The sequence below is a fragment of the Edaphobacter flagellatus genome (assembly GCF_025264665.1).
In the GTDB taxonomy this organism is placed as follows: Bacteria; Acidobacteriota; Terriglobia; order Terriglobales; family Acidobacteriaceae; genus Edaphobacter; species Edaphobacter flagellatus.
In genome coordinates, this window is the sequence record NZ_CP073697.1 from 2,247,243 (window position 1) to 2,262,040 (window position 14,798).

Below are 14,798 nucleotides of genomic sequence, written 5' to 3' on the forward strand. Positions count from 1 at the left end.
TTTGTTCCCAAGTTAGCGGTAATTCTCAAAAAACTTTTCCACACGCTGTGGAATTCCCCGTGCAAACAGGCTACTGCACCTGGAAGCTCATCGTCGTTTCGGCTGCAATGGTGGCTTCCTTCTTTCCCGTCCCCGCTGCCACCGCGGTTCCTGCGCCGCCTCCGGCAAGTGCCCCAACGGCCGCCCCCTTGCCGCCTCCAAAGATGCCACCCAGCAACGCTCCCGCTGCTGCGCCGCCGCCGATCTTGGTCGCATTGCTCTTGGTATGGCCTTCGCCATCAGCAGCATAGACATCTGTATTCACCCGAATACCACGAACCGAGGTCACCTCCAGCGCCAGCGCGCCCGGCTTGCTCAAACGCCCCGACGACGTAGCATCGGCAACACGCCCCCGCACCTTCGCGCCCCTGGCCGCAACCACCTTGCCATTGACCGAAATCGGCTCCACCAGCGTGCCTGTCCACGACGAACCCTTCTGGGCCGCTGCCGAACTAAGCGCGCTGTCATTCTTCACCACAATACTGGTTCCCGGCGGGATCGCCTGCGCCGAAGCATAGATTGCCGATACAAAAAACAGCACCAGCGCAATCGCCGCGTTCGCCATAAAAGCTCTGTTTTCCGACTGTCGATTCATCGCAGATCCTCCCTTCACGCTGCCGTCTTCCCATACGATGCAGAATCTGGCCACCGAGGCGAAGGCCTTCATCCTAGCATCGCAGCGGCAGATCGCGCATCATCGCCTCCTCGCTGCATCGACAAATTTCCAATCAGCGCGAGCCGCAGTCGAGCCCAAAGCGAAAAGCGCCAACCTCAGCGGAGGTTGGCGCTTTTGCTCAATCCAACAATTGCATCAGGCAAGCAATATGCCCGGACAACGACAACGTCTGCTATGCCCGAGCCTTCTTGTTTGCGGGCAGCGAAACTGTCTTGCCCCTGCCCGAGCGCCACTCCTGGTACGCCACCAGCATCGGTGCTGCCACCGCAATCGATGAGTACGTTCCGATCAGGATACCCACCACCAGCGCGAACGAAAATCCATGAAGCACTTCGCCGCCAAACAGGTACAGGCTCAATACCGTGAGGAACGTCAGTCCCGACGTCAGCACCGTCCGGCTCAGCGTCTGGTTGATCGACCGGTTCACCACATCCGCCAGACCCTCGCGCCGGTTCATCCCCAGATTCTCGCGAATACGATCGAAGACAACGATCGTGTCGTTCATCGAGTAGCCGATCAGCGTCAGCAGAGCCGCAATCACCGTCAGCGTAATTTCCGTATTCGTCAGGCTGAACGCGCCCACCGTGATCAGCGTGTCATGAAAGACCGCCACGACAGCAGCGACACCATAGATCAGCTCGAACCGGAACCACAGGTAGATCAGCATACCGATCAGCGAGTACACCGTCGCCAGCAGCGCCTGCTGCTGCAGCTGCTTGCCTGCGGTCGGGCCCACAATCTCCACCTGCTCGATCGTCGCCTTCGAGTCGCGATAGTTCGTCGCCAGGGCGTTCTCTACGGCCTGGCGTCCCGCATCATGCGCCTGGTCGGTCGCCGAGTTGATCGGCAGCGCGATGATCACCTTGTTCGCCGCATGGCCGCTCGGATCGCTCACGCGCTGAATCCGCGCATCGCGCACCCCTGCCTTGTCCATTGCCTGACGAATGTGGTCCTCATTCGGCGTCCCATCGAACGCCACGCGAATCTGCGTGCCGCCCGTAAAGTCCACGCCCTTCGGAATGCCATGCCAGAACAGCATGCTCAACACTCCGGAGACGGAAAAGATCAGCGAGAAGCCGAGGAAATACCACTTCTTTCCCAACCAGTCGATATTGGTATTACGAAAAAATTCCACGTTGCGAGTCCTTCTATCTCAAGCTAAAAACTTGTCATTCCGGCCGGAGCGAAGCGAAGTGCAGGAATCTGCTTCTCTGCCACCACGCCCGCCCAACCTCAAATTGAAAGCGCTGCTCCCCGCTCTTTGCCCTGCAGGTGCGAATCGAAAATCACCCGCGAGACAAACACGGCCGTAAACAGGTTGGCCAGCAGACCGAACGCCAGCGTCACCGCAAATCCGCGCACCGGACCGGTTCCGAACAGGAACAGAATCAGCGCCGACACAATCGTCGTCACGTGCGTGTCGATGATCGTCACCCACGCATGCGCAAAGCCCTGCTGCACCGCTATCGCCGCGCTCTTACCCGCGCGCAGCTCTTCACGAATACGCTCGAAGATCAGCACGTTCGAGTCCACGCCCATACCGATCGTCAGAATCACACCCGCAATACCCGGCAGCGTCAGCGTCGAGCCCGTAAAGCCCATGAAGCCCAGCAGAATAATCAGGTTCAGCACCAGCGCCAGGTCGGCATTGATGCCCGCGCCGCGGTAGTAGATCAACATGAAGACCATCACCGCGGCCATACCGGCGATCGCCGCAAAGACGCCCTGGCGGATCGAAGCGGCTCCCAGGCTCGGTCCCACCGTACGCGTCTCCAGGAACGAGATCGACGCCGGCAGCGCGCCCGTGCGCAGCATCAGGCTCAGGTCCGCAGCCTGCTGCTTCGTAAATCCGCCCACAATCTCGCCGCGGTCGCGAATGGCCGAGTTGATCCCCGCCACCTCTCGCACCTTGTTGTCCAGCACAATCGCCATCGAACCCGGCGTCGCGCTCGTCGCCGAGTGCTCGTTCGTGTACTTGTAGAAGCGGTCGCCCGCCTCCGTCGTCAGCGTAAACGTAATGTTCGGACGCCCGTTCTGGTCCGTCGAAGGCTGCGCATCGCGGAAGTCCGTGCCTTCCACCTCGCTCACGCGCTTCAGCAGCCAGACCTGCTCCGGCGCACCCGCTTGTGCCGCGCCCTTCACCAGAATCGAGTCCGGCGGAATAATGCCGTTATTCGCCTGCAGCGCATCCTGATCGCTGGCATACGGTCCACCCGTCACCGCATGGATCTCCAGCTTCGCCGTCGATTGAATCACATCCTCGACGCGAGCCGGGTCGTCCAGACCAGGCAGCTCCACCAGAATCTGGTTCTCGCCCAGGCCATACTTCTGAATCGTCGGCTCCGCCACGCCCAGCTTGTCGATACGCTCGCGAATCGTCTCGATCGACGTATCCACCGTGCGCGTCACCAGATCGTTCGCCGACTGCTGCTTCATCGTCAGCGTCATCGTGCCGTCAGCGCCCGAGGCCACGTCATAGGCGTTGTAGTTCACACCGTTGAAGACCGAGCGAGCATCGCTCTGCTTGGCAACCGGAATGCCCGAAACCACAATCGTGGTCGGCTTCGAAGCATCGCTGCGCGCCGCCGTCGCTCCCGAAATCCCCGCAGCCTGCAGGTCCGTCGTCAGCCTGACCGCATCGCGGTCCACCGCCGAAGCCACCGCCTCGTTTGCGTGAACCTCCAGCACCAGGTGCGTGCCGCCCTTCAGGTCAAGACCCAGGTTGATGCGCCGCTCCAGCGACGCCCTCAGGCCGCCCTTCGGAATACCCACGATGCCATAGACAAATACCAGCAGCACCGCAACAATAAACACCGTCTTACCGGACAGATTCTTTCCCATGCTTCTCTCTACCTAATCCTCGCGGCCTTCGCCGCCAATCCTCTATACAGTGTCATTCCGGGCGAAGCGAAGCGGAGTCGAGAAACTTCCCGCATCGTGCCCGAAGCGCCACAATTCCCGTGCAATCTACGAAGCTGCCTCGTCCGTGGTCACCGCCGCGATCGCGCTCTTCACAAACTCCAGCTTCACGCCGTCCGGCTGCACACGCAGCACCACCGAGTCGTCCTTCACCGTCAGCACCGTGCCCTTGATGCCGCCGTTGGTTGTCACGCGGTCGCCCGACTTGATCTGCCCCAGCATCTCCTGCCACTTTTTCTGCTTCCGCTGGTTGGGGACGATCATCAAAAAATACAGCACGATAAAGAACAGCACCGGCAGAGCAAGTCCGCCCAGACTTCCCAGGCCACCAGACACACTCTGCAACCAGATTGCGACCATTCCGTTATTCCATCCCCTCGGGTAACAGGCACAACAGCCAGCCCACACATTCCACCCGCAAAAAGACGCGAGTCCGCGACCGGCCAGAAATATGCCTAGTCTCTAAGCATCGCCGCTCCCGCACCCGAGTGTCAAGAAAACCCACTCCGCAATACAGGCGATGGCAACCCTCCGACTCTTACAGCAGAAAGCCCTCATCTCAAGAAAGCTTCTGCAGCATGCCGTCCGGCTGCGGCTCAAACCCGAGAGAGAGGTAAAGAGCACGTCCGTCATTCGACGCAGTTAACGTAACCTGATCGATCCCGGACTCCCGGCACCAGCGCAATATCTCGTTCAGAAGAGCTCGCCCAACCCCTCGCTTGCGATGCTCCGCATAGGTATAGACATTCGCAATATGGGCGTTTCTGCCAACCCGGAAAGAGCCGGGCAAAGGTCCGATCTCAGAGAGATGAACGCCGCCTCCGCCAACAATCCGGCCATTCCGTTCAACCACCCAGGCTCTGTACAGACCCCGTTCCATCACGTCGGTAAACCACGGCGCGGACGCGGCAATGAGCTTTTCGGCATCGGCATCGTCCACCAGTCCCATATCCAGGAACATCAGGCCTCGGTGCCTGGCGATCTCACCGGCATCGGCAACGTCAGCCGTCCTAAGAACATACGAGCTTTCCATACCCTATTATGCCGAGCCATACATGCGATTTATGTATGGATCTGCAATCGGCCTGCTCCCACAGAGGCTTGCGGTAATGGCAGTCCGGGAAACAAACGTCAACGAGCGGCCGCGGCTTCCTGTTTGCTTAACGCCTTCCTGAACGTCTTCTGCGCATCAGCAACAAACTCCTTATACCCGGCCGGGTCGATAAACACACGCGCACCAGCCTGCGGATAGCGCTTCAGCTTGGTCAACATATCGAAGTACCCGCCATGGGCTCCCAGAAACACATCGCAGTGCAATGCGAGCAGCTCCGAAAACGTATGCTCAAAATCCTGAACGATGCCGGGGTAGCTTACCGGATGCCCTGGCGTGGCCACGAAGTGATACTCGCCCCAGAACCCCACGCCACCCACGATGACGATATCTCGCATCGTTCCCGCCGGCTCTCCCGGAAGATGAGCGCGCATCGTCCAGGTCGTGCATCCGCGCGTATGGCCGGCAGTTTTGTGGGCGGTCAGCGTCACATCCCCCAGGCTGACCGTGTCCCCATCATGCAGAACACGATCCACATGGACTGGAGCATACGCAGCGATGTTCGGCGAAGGCGCTAAGAAGTCCGTGCGTGCGCCGGTTTCCATCACACTCGCATCGCCGTCCATCACCATGTTCCTGGCATGCGTCTCGCGAACCACCTCCGCCGCTCCACCCACATGATCGTAGTGTGCCTGGCTGTTGAGCAGGACCTTGATATCGCTCCAGCGAAAGCCCAGCTTCTCCACGCTCGCCCGAATCTGCGGCGGCGAGCTGGCAAGATTGGCATTGATAAGAATGTCGCCTTGAGGCGTCACGACAAGATAGCTCGCAAGGTCCTCACTTCCCACGTAGTACAGGTTGTCCGCAATCTGGAACGGAGCAATCGGAGTCGTCCACGAAGCGTTGTCCTCCGCAAAGACGGACGTCGAGCCGCAGAACAAAAGCAGGAACAGGCAGCAGAGAAGAGCGCGCATTCTGCTTTTGTAGCAGAGCAGGAAGACACAAAGCAGACCCGATAGTCACAACAACCTGAACTCCATTAATTTCGAAGATACGCAGGCATAAACCCGATAATCTCCAGAATCCACGGCCCCCCTGCATCCCGAAAGACATGGACGGATTTTGCAGGACACGCAACTGCGGGACAGACAACACAGACACGCTCTCTGAATAGACACGCTCTCTGACTTCCACGCTCACTCTCTATACTTTAGAAGTGGCCCAACCCCGCACACTCCCGCTCTACGATCCCACCGCAAGCCCTTCCACCTGGAACGAGCGCATGGCTCCCGGCGAGTACGCCGTCCACCTCTCCACCCTGCCCCAAAACACGCAGCACACGAAAGACACCCAGCCCTTCTGCCTCCTCTTCCCCACCCTCTCCGAAGCCGAGCACTACGCCACCCAGCACATCGCCGCCCACCCCACCCTCTGCTGCCGCATCTACGACCACAACGGCTTCATCGGAGCGCCCATCCGTGACCTCCGCGGCCCCGGCTACCGCGACAACACCGACATCTCCCCACGCTTCCGCCGCTGGGCAGCCTTCCTCCTCTTCTTCGGCGGACTCACCCTCTTCCTCACCGACTGGAGCGTCGACTTCCGCTTCCTCTGGCCCTCCATGCTCGGCACCCGCCTCCTCCTCCCCGGCTCCATCCTCCTCGTCACCGAGATCGTCCTCTTCCTCAACGCCCGCCGCCGTCGCACCGCCCCAGCCGGAGCGCACCCGTGACCCTCCTACTCCTCCAGATGGCCGTCGTCCTCCTCACCACCCTCACCTGCGGCTGGATCGCCCGCCGCCTCGGCCAGTCCCGCGTCGTCGGCGAAATCATCGGCGGCATCCTCCTCGGCCCCTCCGTCCTCGGACGCCTCGCTCCGCACACCGCCGCCATCCTCTTCCCTCCATCCTCGCTCGCACCCTTCGACACCCTCAGTACCGTCGGACTCATCCTCTTTCTCTTCCTCATCGGCACCGACCTCGACGACGCCAGCCTCCGCCGCTCCCGCCACACCGCCTCGCTCGCCAGCTCCCTCAGCATCCTGCTGCCCTTCGCCATGGCCGCGTTGATCGCGCCGCTGCTGCAATCCCGCTTCGCACCCGCCGGAGTCGCCCGGCTCCCGTTCACCCTCTTCCTCGGCGTCTCGCTCAGCATCACGGCATTTCCCGTCCTCGCCCGCATCCTCGAAGAACGTCGCATGCAGTCCACACCCCTCGGCGCCACCGCCCTCATCTGCGCCGCGCTCGACGACGTCGCTGCATGGACACTCCTCGCCGTCGCCCTCACCCTCATCCCGCACACCGGCCACACCATCGGCGTCAGCGCAAGACTCCTCTGGCTCGTCCTCTACATCGCCATCATGGTCGGCATCGTCCGCCCCATCGCCGCGCGCCTCGCCACCCGATTCATCGCGCGCCACAACAGCATCGGCCTCTCCTACCAGCTGCTCGGCATCACCCTCGTCATCACACTCGCCTCCGCCGCCGCCACCGACGCCATCGGCGTCCATCCGCTCTTCGGAGCCTTCCTCGCCGGACTCTGCTTTCCCCGCATCTCCCACTGGCAGTCCAGCCTTCGCTCCCGCCTCGACATCGTCGTCTCCGTCCTGCTGCTGCCCTTCTTCTTCGCCCTCACCGGCATGCGCACCCGCCTCGACCTGCTCGCCGAACCCCGCACCTGGCTCTGGACCGCCCTCATCCTCGCCGTCGCCATCCTCGGCAAAATGGGAGGAGCCGCACTCGCCTCCCGCCTCACCGGCGAATCCTGGCGCAACGCCCTCGCCCTCGGAGCCCTCCTCAACACCCGCGGCCTCGTCGAGCTCATCGTCCTCAACATCGCCTTCAACGCCGGAATCTTCTCCCCCGCGCTCTTCTCCATGCTCGTCGTCATGGCTCTCGTCACCACCATGATGACCACACCCATCCTCAACCTCCTCCGCATCCCCCAACGCGAAGAAACCCTCCACCAGACCCGCGCCGCCTGATGCGCTACACATCCCTCCCCTGCGAATCAACATGCCCGTCACTGAGCAAAGACTCACCACGGAGCCGTAAACTCCCCCTCGAACATCCTTGGAGCCGACTAAAGCTGCGCCAGGCGCGAAGTCCAGTAAGCGACACCGGGATTTAGCCGCACAGCAATCTCCGCCACGCGTTTCTTGTCGCCTTCGTAATCGCCCGCAACATGCCCGGATTCCACCGGAACCACATCTTCGCTCACCCAGGCATAAAAGGTGTCGAACATCGCAGTCAGATTCGCAAACTCAACATGCGGCTCCAGACCATGAAATGTCCTGACGATCGGATGTTGTCCCTCAGGCGTAGCCACCATATCGACAAGGTAGTTGTTGCCGTCTTCCTCGATAAACGGGAACCACTCGTGTTCCCGTGCATCCAGAAAGTCGTATGACCGACGCTCCTGCCACGACGCCACAGCATCCTCAAGGCCGAGCAGCCAATAGATGCCGTAGAACGTCGGCTGATCCGGGTTATAGAAATAACCCTTCGGCAGATCATAGTGCCGATAAAATTCGACTACCTCAGGCGGCAACGGATGTTCCACCGGGGCCGCAATCTCCCTGATCTGCTCCGGCGTAAGGCCCGGCCGCAGATACTGCGTAAACTGTGTCCCTTGTGCAGTGAGAAGATCAAATAAACGCCCTGCGGCGCTGGCAACACTCATTCCCCCTCCTCAAAACGATGAACTCGACTTGAAGCGAAAGCGGTCTCCAGCTTGTCGCAATTTCTGGCTTTTCGCGGCGATTCTAGCATCTGCTTTCCGGCGCTTTGATCAACAGGGAAGCTGTCCCGGCCTACCTATTTCGCAGAACCGTTCTGGACCGGCAGCGCCTCCAACTTGATGTCCATCATGCCTGCCTGCTTCGCCGCATTCATCACCGATGTAACGGCTCCAAAGGGCACGTGCTCATCGGCGCGCAGCGTGACGGCCTGGTTCGCTGGATCGGTGCTGCTCTGACGCAACAGTTGCGGCAGATCGGCAAGATTCACAGCGTTGCCCCCAAGGAAGATTCGTTGATCGCGATAAATCGTAAGCACGATGCGCGTCTCTGGGGCGGCCGTCTCACCAGCTGAAACAGCCGTCGTATGCGACGTATCCGCTGATGCAGACGCGGCAATCATCGGCGGTTGAGGTGCAGCCGCCTTCGTGTGACATCCGGCAACAGGAAACATCGCGGCTACAACTGCAATCCAAACGAGAGATCTGTGTTGTATAAACGGCACGTCTCCCTCCTGATGGAGCGTTCGCTTCAAGATATCAGGACAGAATCGCCGTAAAGACTCACCGGCTGCCGTTTAACCCCGCTAAAAGCGCCTCGAAACAACCCCTCCGGGCTCAATGGATATTGCTTTCAGCCTACCGTGAAAAATCGATTAAACATGCCGTTTCGACGGCAGTGCCCTGCGCTCGCCATATAGCTGGGGCGATAAGGGTATGGAAGAGACCACGCACACACCCCATCTATAATCAGACTCGCCCATGCCCAGCCCTGCCGAACAGGACCCCCGCGTCTACTTCGCCGCCGAGCGCACCCTGCTCGCCTGGATCAGGACCGGCGTCGCGCTCATGGCCTTCGGCTTCGCCATCGCCCGCTTCGCCCTCTTCCTCCGCCAGATGCAGGCCACCCAGGGCCCCCACGTCCTCAATCACAGCGCCTGGGGCTCACCTATCGCCGGAGTCGCCCTCATTGCCCTCGGCGTCGTCGTCAACATCATCGCCTCCTGGCGCTACTCCCAGATCATCCGCCAGCTCAGCCAGGGCACCTGGATTCCAGGCCGCATCTCCCGCACCGGAGTCGTCCTCGCCGCCCTTCTCGCCGTACTCGGGGCCGCCATGGCCGCCTACCTCCTGGCTCTCCGCTAAACCAACCCGGGCAGAACATGCGCTATCCCCATCTCACCTCGGCAGAATCGTGCCTTGAGCTATCGAGCGAAGCCCGAAGCACAGAACGCCCCAAGCGAACTGGAGCGAAAACGCCTGTCAAGCCCCACAAAATCACAACTCCTTCATTCCAAAGCAAATAAACCTACAAAAATCTGCCGATTAGTTTCCTCCACTTCGCTACACTTAAATCAGCAAACAAAAAGCCCCGGTCCAAAAAGACCGGGGCTAACTCGTTATAAATCAATATTTTTAGGATTAACTCCCCTGCTTTCAATATTTTGCCCTGTGCAAATCGCACAAGACAAACAAAACAGAGCCTTTACAAAAACATATGAGGGGGGAGGGGGGTTCCTAACTCCTCCAGTGCAGAGTCACCGGCCCGGGAAGCGGATGCTCTCCCGTCCCCTTCAGCCTCGCCTGCTTCAGGGCGAAGTACCACTTCGCTGGCTTGTCCGCATCGTCGATCAGCATCAACCCCGGATGGAACCGCAGTCCCTGCGCCTGCTGCACCATCGTCTGCTGGTCCTGCGCCACAAACTTCGCGCCGAAGAACCTCGCCACCGGAGTCACAAACGGAACGTGATAAAAAACGTTCCACGCCGCAATCACATCGATCCGGCACGTTGAAGCAGTCACCGGAGTCACCGTCGTCAAACTCGCGAACCACTTCTTCCCCGCGCGAATCGTCTCGTAGCGCCGGTTCGGCAGCACAAAATCAATCGTCGTCGTCACGTCTTCGCCGTACACGCCCAGCAATTTATAAGGAGCCGAATTCTTGCTCGGCGCATGCGACGACATTCTGAACCCTGCATTGCGCCCCATATGCTCGCGGTCCTCGATCGGCTCGAAGTGCTTCGTCTTCTCGTGGATGCTCCCACGCGAGCGCCACCACCACGCCTGGTGCACAAAGGGCCCGTGCGCCGGGTCCATCAACCCGATGATGCCGTGGTCGACATTGCAAGGCAGCTCGGCCATCAGATGCGCCGAGCGGTACTTATCCGAAAACTTCGGCAGCTCCGGCACCGGAGGCAGCTCGCCCAGCGCGCGTCCCGTACCAGCCTCCGGCAGATACACCCACGCAAACCCGTCGCGCTCCTCACACGGATACGCGCCGGCATAAATCTTGCCCGGCTCCAGCGAATCGTGCGAGGTCAGCGAAGGAATCTCCGCACACTGCCCCGAACACGGTTCGAACTTCCAGCCGTGATACTTGCACTGCACGTGCTCGCCATCGAACCAACCCGCAGAAAGCGGAATCCCGCGATGCGGACACAGATCGCGCATCGCAAACAACCGCCCGTCCTTCTTGCGCCCCAGCACCAGCGGAACGCCAAGCAGCAGCGCAGTCGTCATCTTGCCCACGCGCAACTCAGCGGAGCGCAGCGCCGGATACCAGTCGCCGAAGATCAGCTCCGCCGGAGGCCCCGCAGCCTGTACATCAAGTTGAACCAGATCACGCATCAGCAGTCTGAGTCTACGATAAACCTCCATCCCGAGTGAGAAGGTGTCATTCCGAGCGCAGCGCTGAAAGCGCGTAGCCGAGGAACCCCCGCATTTCACCACTGCTCGCAGCAGCTCGCAAACAAATGGAGGAAACCACAGACGCACCATACACTGAAATCGTGCCCGTCGAGATCACACCTGTACGCCGCAACCGTCTGATCCTCACGCTGCTGTGGCTCTTTTTCTACGCGAGCTTCGCGCTCATGACGCCACCGCTGCTCGACGATGCCGACTCGGTTCACGCAGAGGTCTCGCGCGAGATGCTGTTGCGCCACGACTGGACGACGCTCTACGCGAACGGCATCCGTTACCTCGAAAAGGCGCCCGTCCTCTACTGGTCGATGGCCGCCAGCATGAAGGTCTTCGGCGTCGGCACCGGAGCGGCACGCTTTCCACTCGCCCTCACCGTGCTCGCGCTGGCGCTGGCACTGGAGTTCTTCGCACGTCGCGCCTTCAGCGTCAGCAAAAACAGCGAGACAGACAAAACCGGCCTGCGCGCCGGACTCTACGCCGGACTGATCCTGCTCTCGAGCTTCGGCATCTTCATCTTCACGCGCATCACCATCCCCGACGCGATGGTCTGTCTCTGGCTGACGCTCGCCATCCTCTGCTTCTGGCTCACCGAGCAGGAACAACATGACTCCGCCAAAGCCACCATCGTGCCGTGCCGACCAAAGCGAAGCGGAGTGGACGGATCCGCTTCGCTACCGCAACCTCTCGAGCTTCCACCGAGCCGCTGGCCCTGCTTCGGCTTCGCCGCCTGCTGCGCCCTCAACGTCCTCACCAAGGGACTCATCGGCATCGTCTTCCCCATCGGAATCGTCGCCATCTACCTCATCCTTACCCGCGGATTTCGCGGCGCCATCGCACGCATCCTGCGTTGCCATCCCTTCACCAGCGCGGCGATCTTCCTCGCCATCGCCGCGCCCTGGCACATCCTGATCGGCCTCGCGAACCCGTCGCAGGGAAACCCCGGAAGCATCACCTTCGCGCACGGCCACTGGAACATACCGCAGCCGACCGACGGCAACGTTCACGGCTGGACATGGTTCTACTTCGTCAACGAGCACCTGCTGCGCTATCTCAACCTCCGCGTCCCGCGCGATTACGACACCGTATCGCTTGCGCTCTTCTGGGGACTCGTACTGGTGTGGCTGATGCCGTGGAGTGCTTTCGTCATCAACGCCGTCTCACGCATCGAGGCCCGCGCCACGCTCGCCGCCTCGCCGCTCTTCGCGCGATGGACATGGCTGCAACGCCGCCTCAATCCGGAGAAGCAGGAAGTCTTCCTCGCACCTGAAGAGCGCACGCTGCTGTTGCTCGGCATCTGGGCCGCTTTTCCGCTGCTCTTCTTTTCGCTCTCGACGCGGCAGGAATACTATGTGCTGCCCGCGCTGCCTGCGCTGATGCTGCTGATCGCCGCATGGCTGACTGCCGAGGCCGATGAAGCGGAGAGCTTCGCGATCCCGGAGAAGCTCGTGCTCGCTGGCCAGCGCATCGCAATCGTGCTGCTCGCCTTTGGCTCGCTGGCAGCCATTGCGGCTCTGTTCTTCGTGATGCACACGCAGACGCCCGAACCAAACACAGATCTCGCCACGCTGCTGCAGCAGAATCCAGGCGACTACGCGCTCTCCTTCGGTCACTTCCTTGACCTGAACGCGCGCGCAATGGGAGCGTTTCGTCAACCGCTCATTCTTACAGCAATCTCGCTCTTTGGCGGAACGCTGGCCGCATGGCTGCTGCGCAGGAACTACAAACCGCACGCCGCAAATCTGTGGCTTACCGCAGGAGCTTTTGGCTTTCTGCTGGCAGCACATCTCGGCCTGCAGATCTTCTCGCCCGTGCTGACGTCAAAACAGCTTGCCGACGCCATCGCTCCCACGCTGAAGCCCGACGACATCATCATCATCCACGGCGAATACGAGGCAGGCAGCACGCTGGGCTTCTATCTGAAGCGCAACGACATCCACATCTTCGAAGGCCGCAGCTCAAACCTCTGGTACGGCAGCTTCTTCCCCGACGCGCCGCCAATCTTTGAGGACACCACATCGCTCCGCCTGAAATGGAGCGACATCCACCGCATCTTTCTATGGCAGGACCTGACCCAGCCGCTGCCCCAACTTCCCGGCAAAACGTACCTGATCCTGCAAAGCGGCGGCAAAGAGATCATCAGCAACCATCCGAATCCATACTGAGACAGGAAAACATGTTCCGGAAACCTTCTCTGCTTTGCGTGGCCGCATTGTTCCTGGTGGGTGATGCAGTTCGCACCACGCCGATTGATGCCGCAGTTCTTGCGGCGGATGAGCCCAACGGTATTCGCTGGACGGCGAGCCCATCGCAGGAAGCAAGCATCGATAAAGTTGCCATCCAAACCCTCTACAAGGAAATGGAGCTGGAACCGCATCATGATTTGAAGGGCATCGTGGTCGTTCGCGATGGAAAACTGATCAGTGAGCACTATTTCAACGGCGATTCGGCCGCGACGCTCCATGACATCCGCTCCGCGACGAAGAGCATCACGTCACTTCTGATGGGCATCGCTATCGCAAAAAATATCCGTAGCGTTAACGATCCGATTGCTTTCTATCTGCACGATCTGCCGCACGACAAGAAAGAGATACGCATACAGGACCTATTGACGATGCGCTCCGGACTGGACGCAAACGACGAAGATCCTTCTACTCCCGGCAATGAAGACAAGCTGGATGACTCCACCGACTGGATAAAGACCGCATACGCGGTTCCGGTCGTTCGGCCGCCAGGAGAGATGTATCTTTACTGCTCATTGAATGCCTTCCTCGCCGGCGCGATTGTCGAGAACGCTACAGGACAGTCATTGGATAGTTTTGCGAAGCAGAACCTGTTTGCTCCGCTTGGCATCCACGAATTCCGATGGCGACACGTCCCTGTAAATCGGACAACAGGTCAGGGAAATCTCGAAATAACGGCGCGGGATGCCGCCGCCATTGGAGAACTCGTACTCAACAACGGTATCGTCGGAGACCATCGTGTACTCAGCCACGATTGGATCGCGAACAGTCTCGCCAGCCTGGTATCCATCTCGCAGAGCGATTCCTACGCCGACAGCTATGGCTACATGTGGTACACCAAGGCCGAGTCCATAAAGGGCAGCAAAATTACAGTCCATTTTGCATCCGGAAATGGAGGCAACAAGATCTATATCGTGCCGTCTTTGCATATGGTGGTTGCCATCACCTCAAGCGCTTACGGAAAACCGTGGGGCCAGCGGCGATCGCAGTCCATCCTGCTAAGACTGCTGGCTGCCGTAAACTAACCGGCAAAAAAAGATGCGGCCCGCAGGCCGCATGATCGTTTGAAACAAATTTTGGCTGGTCTACCAGAGACCCCACGCGCGGCTCATGTAGTCGCTCAGCGTCATGGTAATCAGGATCAGGAAGGTGAAGAAGCCGGCGGCAACCGTCAGCTTGATCAGCTTCGACTGATAGTAGACGTGCATGAAGAACAGGATCACGATCACCGCCTTGATGCAGGCGATGGCGACCGCGATGATCGGGTTGAGAATGTGCAGATCGACAAACGCCGCGCCCACCGTAATACCGGTGAAGATCAACAGCGTAATGTACACGGCAAGGTAAACACCCGGCCCGATAATGTGATGGTCCGCGTGCTCGGGGTTGGTCACGTTTGCCGGATCATGGAACTGGTTCGACATAAGCTTCTCCTT

The 14,798-nt window shown here is 60.0% G+C and carries 15 protein-coding genes; 5 read left to right on the forward strand and 10 right to left on the reverse strand.

All coding sequences use genetic code 11. From position 1 onward, the window contains the following. Positions 1 to 70: 70 nt before the first annotated feature. From KFE13_RS09350 to bla, 6 genes are all read right to left on the reverse strand, one after another. The gene (locus KFE13_RS09350; RefSeq protein ID WP_260702839.1) at positions 71 to 634 is read right to left on the reverse strand and encodes a hypothetical protein; all 564 of its coding nucleotides are present in this window, start codon (positions 632 to 634) and stop codon (positions 71 to 73) included. A gap of 253 nt (positions 635 to 887) precedes the next feature. Continuing rightward, complete coding sequence (gene secF / locus KFE13_RS09355) at positions 888 to 1,850, reverse strand: protein translocase subunit SecF (RefSeq protein ID WP_260702840.1); 963 nt, start codon at positions 1,848 to 1,850, stop codon at positions 888 to 890. 98 nt (positions 1,851 to 1,948) lie between these two features. Beyond that, positions 1,949 to 3,556, reverse strand: a complete 1,608-nt coding sequence (gene secD, locus KFE13_RS09360; protein ID WP_260702841.1) for a protein translocase subunit SecD — start codon at positions 3,554 to 3,556, stop codon at positions 1,949 to 1,951. 126 nt (positions 3,557 to 3,682) lie between these two features. Then, positions 3,683 to 3,994, reverse strand: coding sequence for a preprotein translocase subunit YajC (yajC, locus tag KFE13_RS09365; RefSeq protein WP_260702842.1), 312 nt, complete (start codon positions 3,992 to 3,994; stop codon positions 3,683 to 3,685). A 199-nt stretch (positions 3,995 to 4,193) separates the two neighbouring features. Next, positions 4,194 to 4,667, reverse strand: a complete 474-nt coding sequence (locus KFE13_RS09370) for a GNAT family N-acetyltransferase (RefSeq protein WP_260702843.1) — start codon at positions 4,665 to 4,667, stop codon at positions 4,194 to 4,196. A 98-nt stretch (positions 4,668 to 4,765) separates the two neighbouring features. After that, on the reverse strand, positions 4,766 to 5,659 hold the full coding sequence (bla, locus tag KFE13_RS09375) for a subclass B3 metallo-beta-lactamase (protein ID WP_260702844.1): 894 nt from the start codon (positions 5,657 to 5,659) through the stop codon (positions 4,766 to 4,768). A gap of 242 nt (positions 5,660 to 5,901) precedes the next feature. On the opposite strand from bla, the gene KFE13_RS09380 reads away from it, so the two are divergent. Then, positions 5,902 to 6,417, forward strand: a complete 516-nt coding sequence (locus KFE13_RS09380; protein ID WP_260702845.1) for a hypothetical protein — start codon at positions 5,902 to 5,904, stop codon at positions 6,415 to 6,417. Continuing rightward, positions 6,414 to 7,667 carry a cation:proton antiporter domain-containing protein gene (locus KFE13_RS09385; protein WP_260702846.1) on the forward strand — a complete coding sequence of 418 codons (1,254 nt, stop codon included), beginning with the start codon at positions 6,414 to 6,416 and terminating at the stop codon, positions 7,665 to 7,667. Before KFE13_RS09380 ends, KFE13_RS09385 begins: the two co-directional genes overlap by 4 nt. Positions 7,668 to 7,765: 98 nt before the next feature. Here the strand turns inward: KFE13_RS09385 and KFE13_RS09390 are convergent, their stop codons facing one another. Then, complete coding sequence (locus KFE13_RS09390; protein ID WP_260702847.1) at positions 7,766 to 8,365, reverse strand: SMI1/KNR4 family protein; 600 nt, start codon at positions 8,363 to 8,365, stop codon at positions 7,766 to 7,768. Positions 8,366 to 8,499: 134 nt separating this feature from the next. After that, entirely contained in the window at positions 8,500 to 8,874 is a 375-nt protein-coding gene (locus tag KFE13_RS09395; protein ID WP_260702848.1) for an ExbD/TolR family protein, read from the reverse strand. Between the two features lie 394 nt (positions 8,875 to 9,268). Here KFE13_RS09395 and KFE13_RS09400 point away from each other — a divergent pair, with 394 nt between their 5' ends. Further along, positions 9,269 to 9,565, forward strand: coding sequence for a DUF202 domain-containing protein (locus KFE13_RS09400; RefSeq protein WP_260702849.1), 297 nt, complete (start codon positions 9,269 to 9,271; stop codon positions 9,563 to 9,565). Positions 9,566 to 9,937: 372 nt separating this feature from the next. On the opposite strand, the gene KFE13_RS09405 is transcribed toward KFE13_RS09400, so the two are convergent. Further along, positions 9,938 to 11,047: a Rieske 2Fe-2S domain-containing protein gene (locus tag KFE13_RS09405; protein ID WP_260702850.1), complete on the reverse strand. Its 1,110-nt coding sequence runs from the start codon at positions 11,045 to 11,047 to the stop codon at positions 9,938 to 9,940. Positions 11,048 to 11,172: 125 nt separating this feature from the next. Between KFE13_RS09405 and KFE13_RS09410 the strand changes: the two genes are divergently transcribed. After that, complete coding sequence (locus KFE13_RS09410; RefSeq protein WP_260702851.1) at positions 11,173 to 13,284, forward strand: phospholipid carrier-dependent glycosyltransferase; 2,112 nt, start codon at positions 11,173 to 11,175, stop codon at positions 13,282 to 13,284. Positions 13,285 to 13,295: 11 nt separating this feature from the next. Further along, positions 13,296 to 14,387: a serine hydrolase domain-containing protein gene (locus KFE13_RS09415; RefSeq protein ID WP_260702852.1), complete on the forward strand. Its 1,092-nt coding sequence runs from the start codon at positions 13,296 to 13,298 to the stop codon at positions 14,385 to 14,387. Between the two features lie 60 nt (positions 14,388 to 14,447). Here KFE13_RS09415 and KFE13_RS09420 read toward each other — a convergent pair whose 3' ends face one another. After that, on the reverse strand, positions 14,448 to 14,786 hold the full coding sequence (locus KFE13_RS09420) for a cytochrome C oxidase subunit IV family protein (protein ID WP_260702853.1): 339 nt from the start codon (positions 14,784 to 14,786) through the stop codon (positions 14,448 to 14,450). Positions 14,787 to 14,798: the final 12 nt, after the last annotated feature.

Coding starts and splice junctions, on each gene's coding strand:
- KFE13_RS09395 (WP_260702848.1), bottom strand. CDS start 8,874: ATGTTTCCTGTTGCCGGATGTCACACGAAGGCGGCTGCACCTCAACCG.
- yajC (WP_260702842.1), bottom strand. CDS start 3,994: ATGGTCGCAATCTGGTTGCAGAGTGTGTCTGGTGGCCTGGGAAGTCTG.
- KFE13_RS09410 (WP_260702851.1), top strand. CDS start 11,173: ATGGAGGAAACCACAGACGCACCATACACTGAAATCGTGCCCGTCGAG.
- KFE13_RS09370 (WP_260702843.1), bottom strand. CDS start 4,667: ATGGAAAGCTCGTATGTTCTTAGGACGGCTGACGTTGCCGATGCCGGT.
- KFE13_RS09350 (WP_260702839.1), bottom strand. CDS start 634: ATGAATCGACAGTCGGAAAACAGAGCTTTTATGGCGAACGCGGCGATT.
- bla (WP_260702844.1), bottom strand. CDS start 5,659: ATGCGCGCTCTTCTCTGCTGCCTGTTCCTGCTTTTGTTCTGCGGCTCG.
- secD (WP_260702841.1), bottom strand. CDS start 3,556: ATGGGAAAGAATCTGTCCGGTAAGACGGTGTTTATTGTTGCGGTGCTG.
- KFE13_RS09390 (WP_260702847.1), bottom strand. CDS start 8,365: ATGAGTGTTGCCAGCGCCGCAGGGCGTTTATTTGATCTTCTCACTGCA.
- KFE13_RS09400 (WP_260702849.1), top strand. CDS start 9,269: ATGGCCTTCGGCTTCGCCATCGCCCGCTTCGCCCTCTTCCTCCGCCAG.
- KFE13_RS09405 (WP_260702850.1), bottom strand. CDS start 11,047: ATGCGTGATCTGGTTCAACTTGATGTACAGGCTGCGGGGCCTCCGGCG.
- KFE13_RS09415 (WP_260702852.1), top strand. CDS start 13,296: ATGTTCCGGAAACCTTCTCTGCTTTGCGTGGCCGCATTGTTCCTGGTG.
- KFE13_RS09420 (WP_260702853.1), bottom strand. CDS start 14,786: ATGTCGAACCAGTTCCATGATCCGGCAAACGTGACCAACCCCGAGCAC.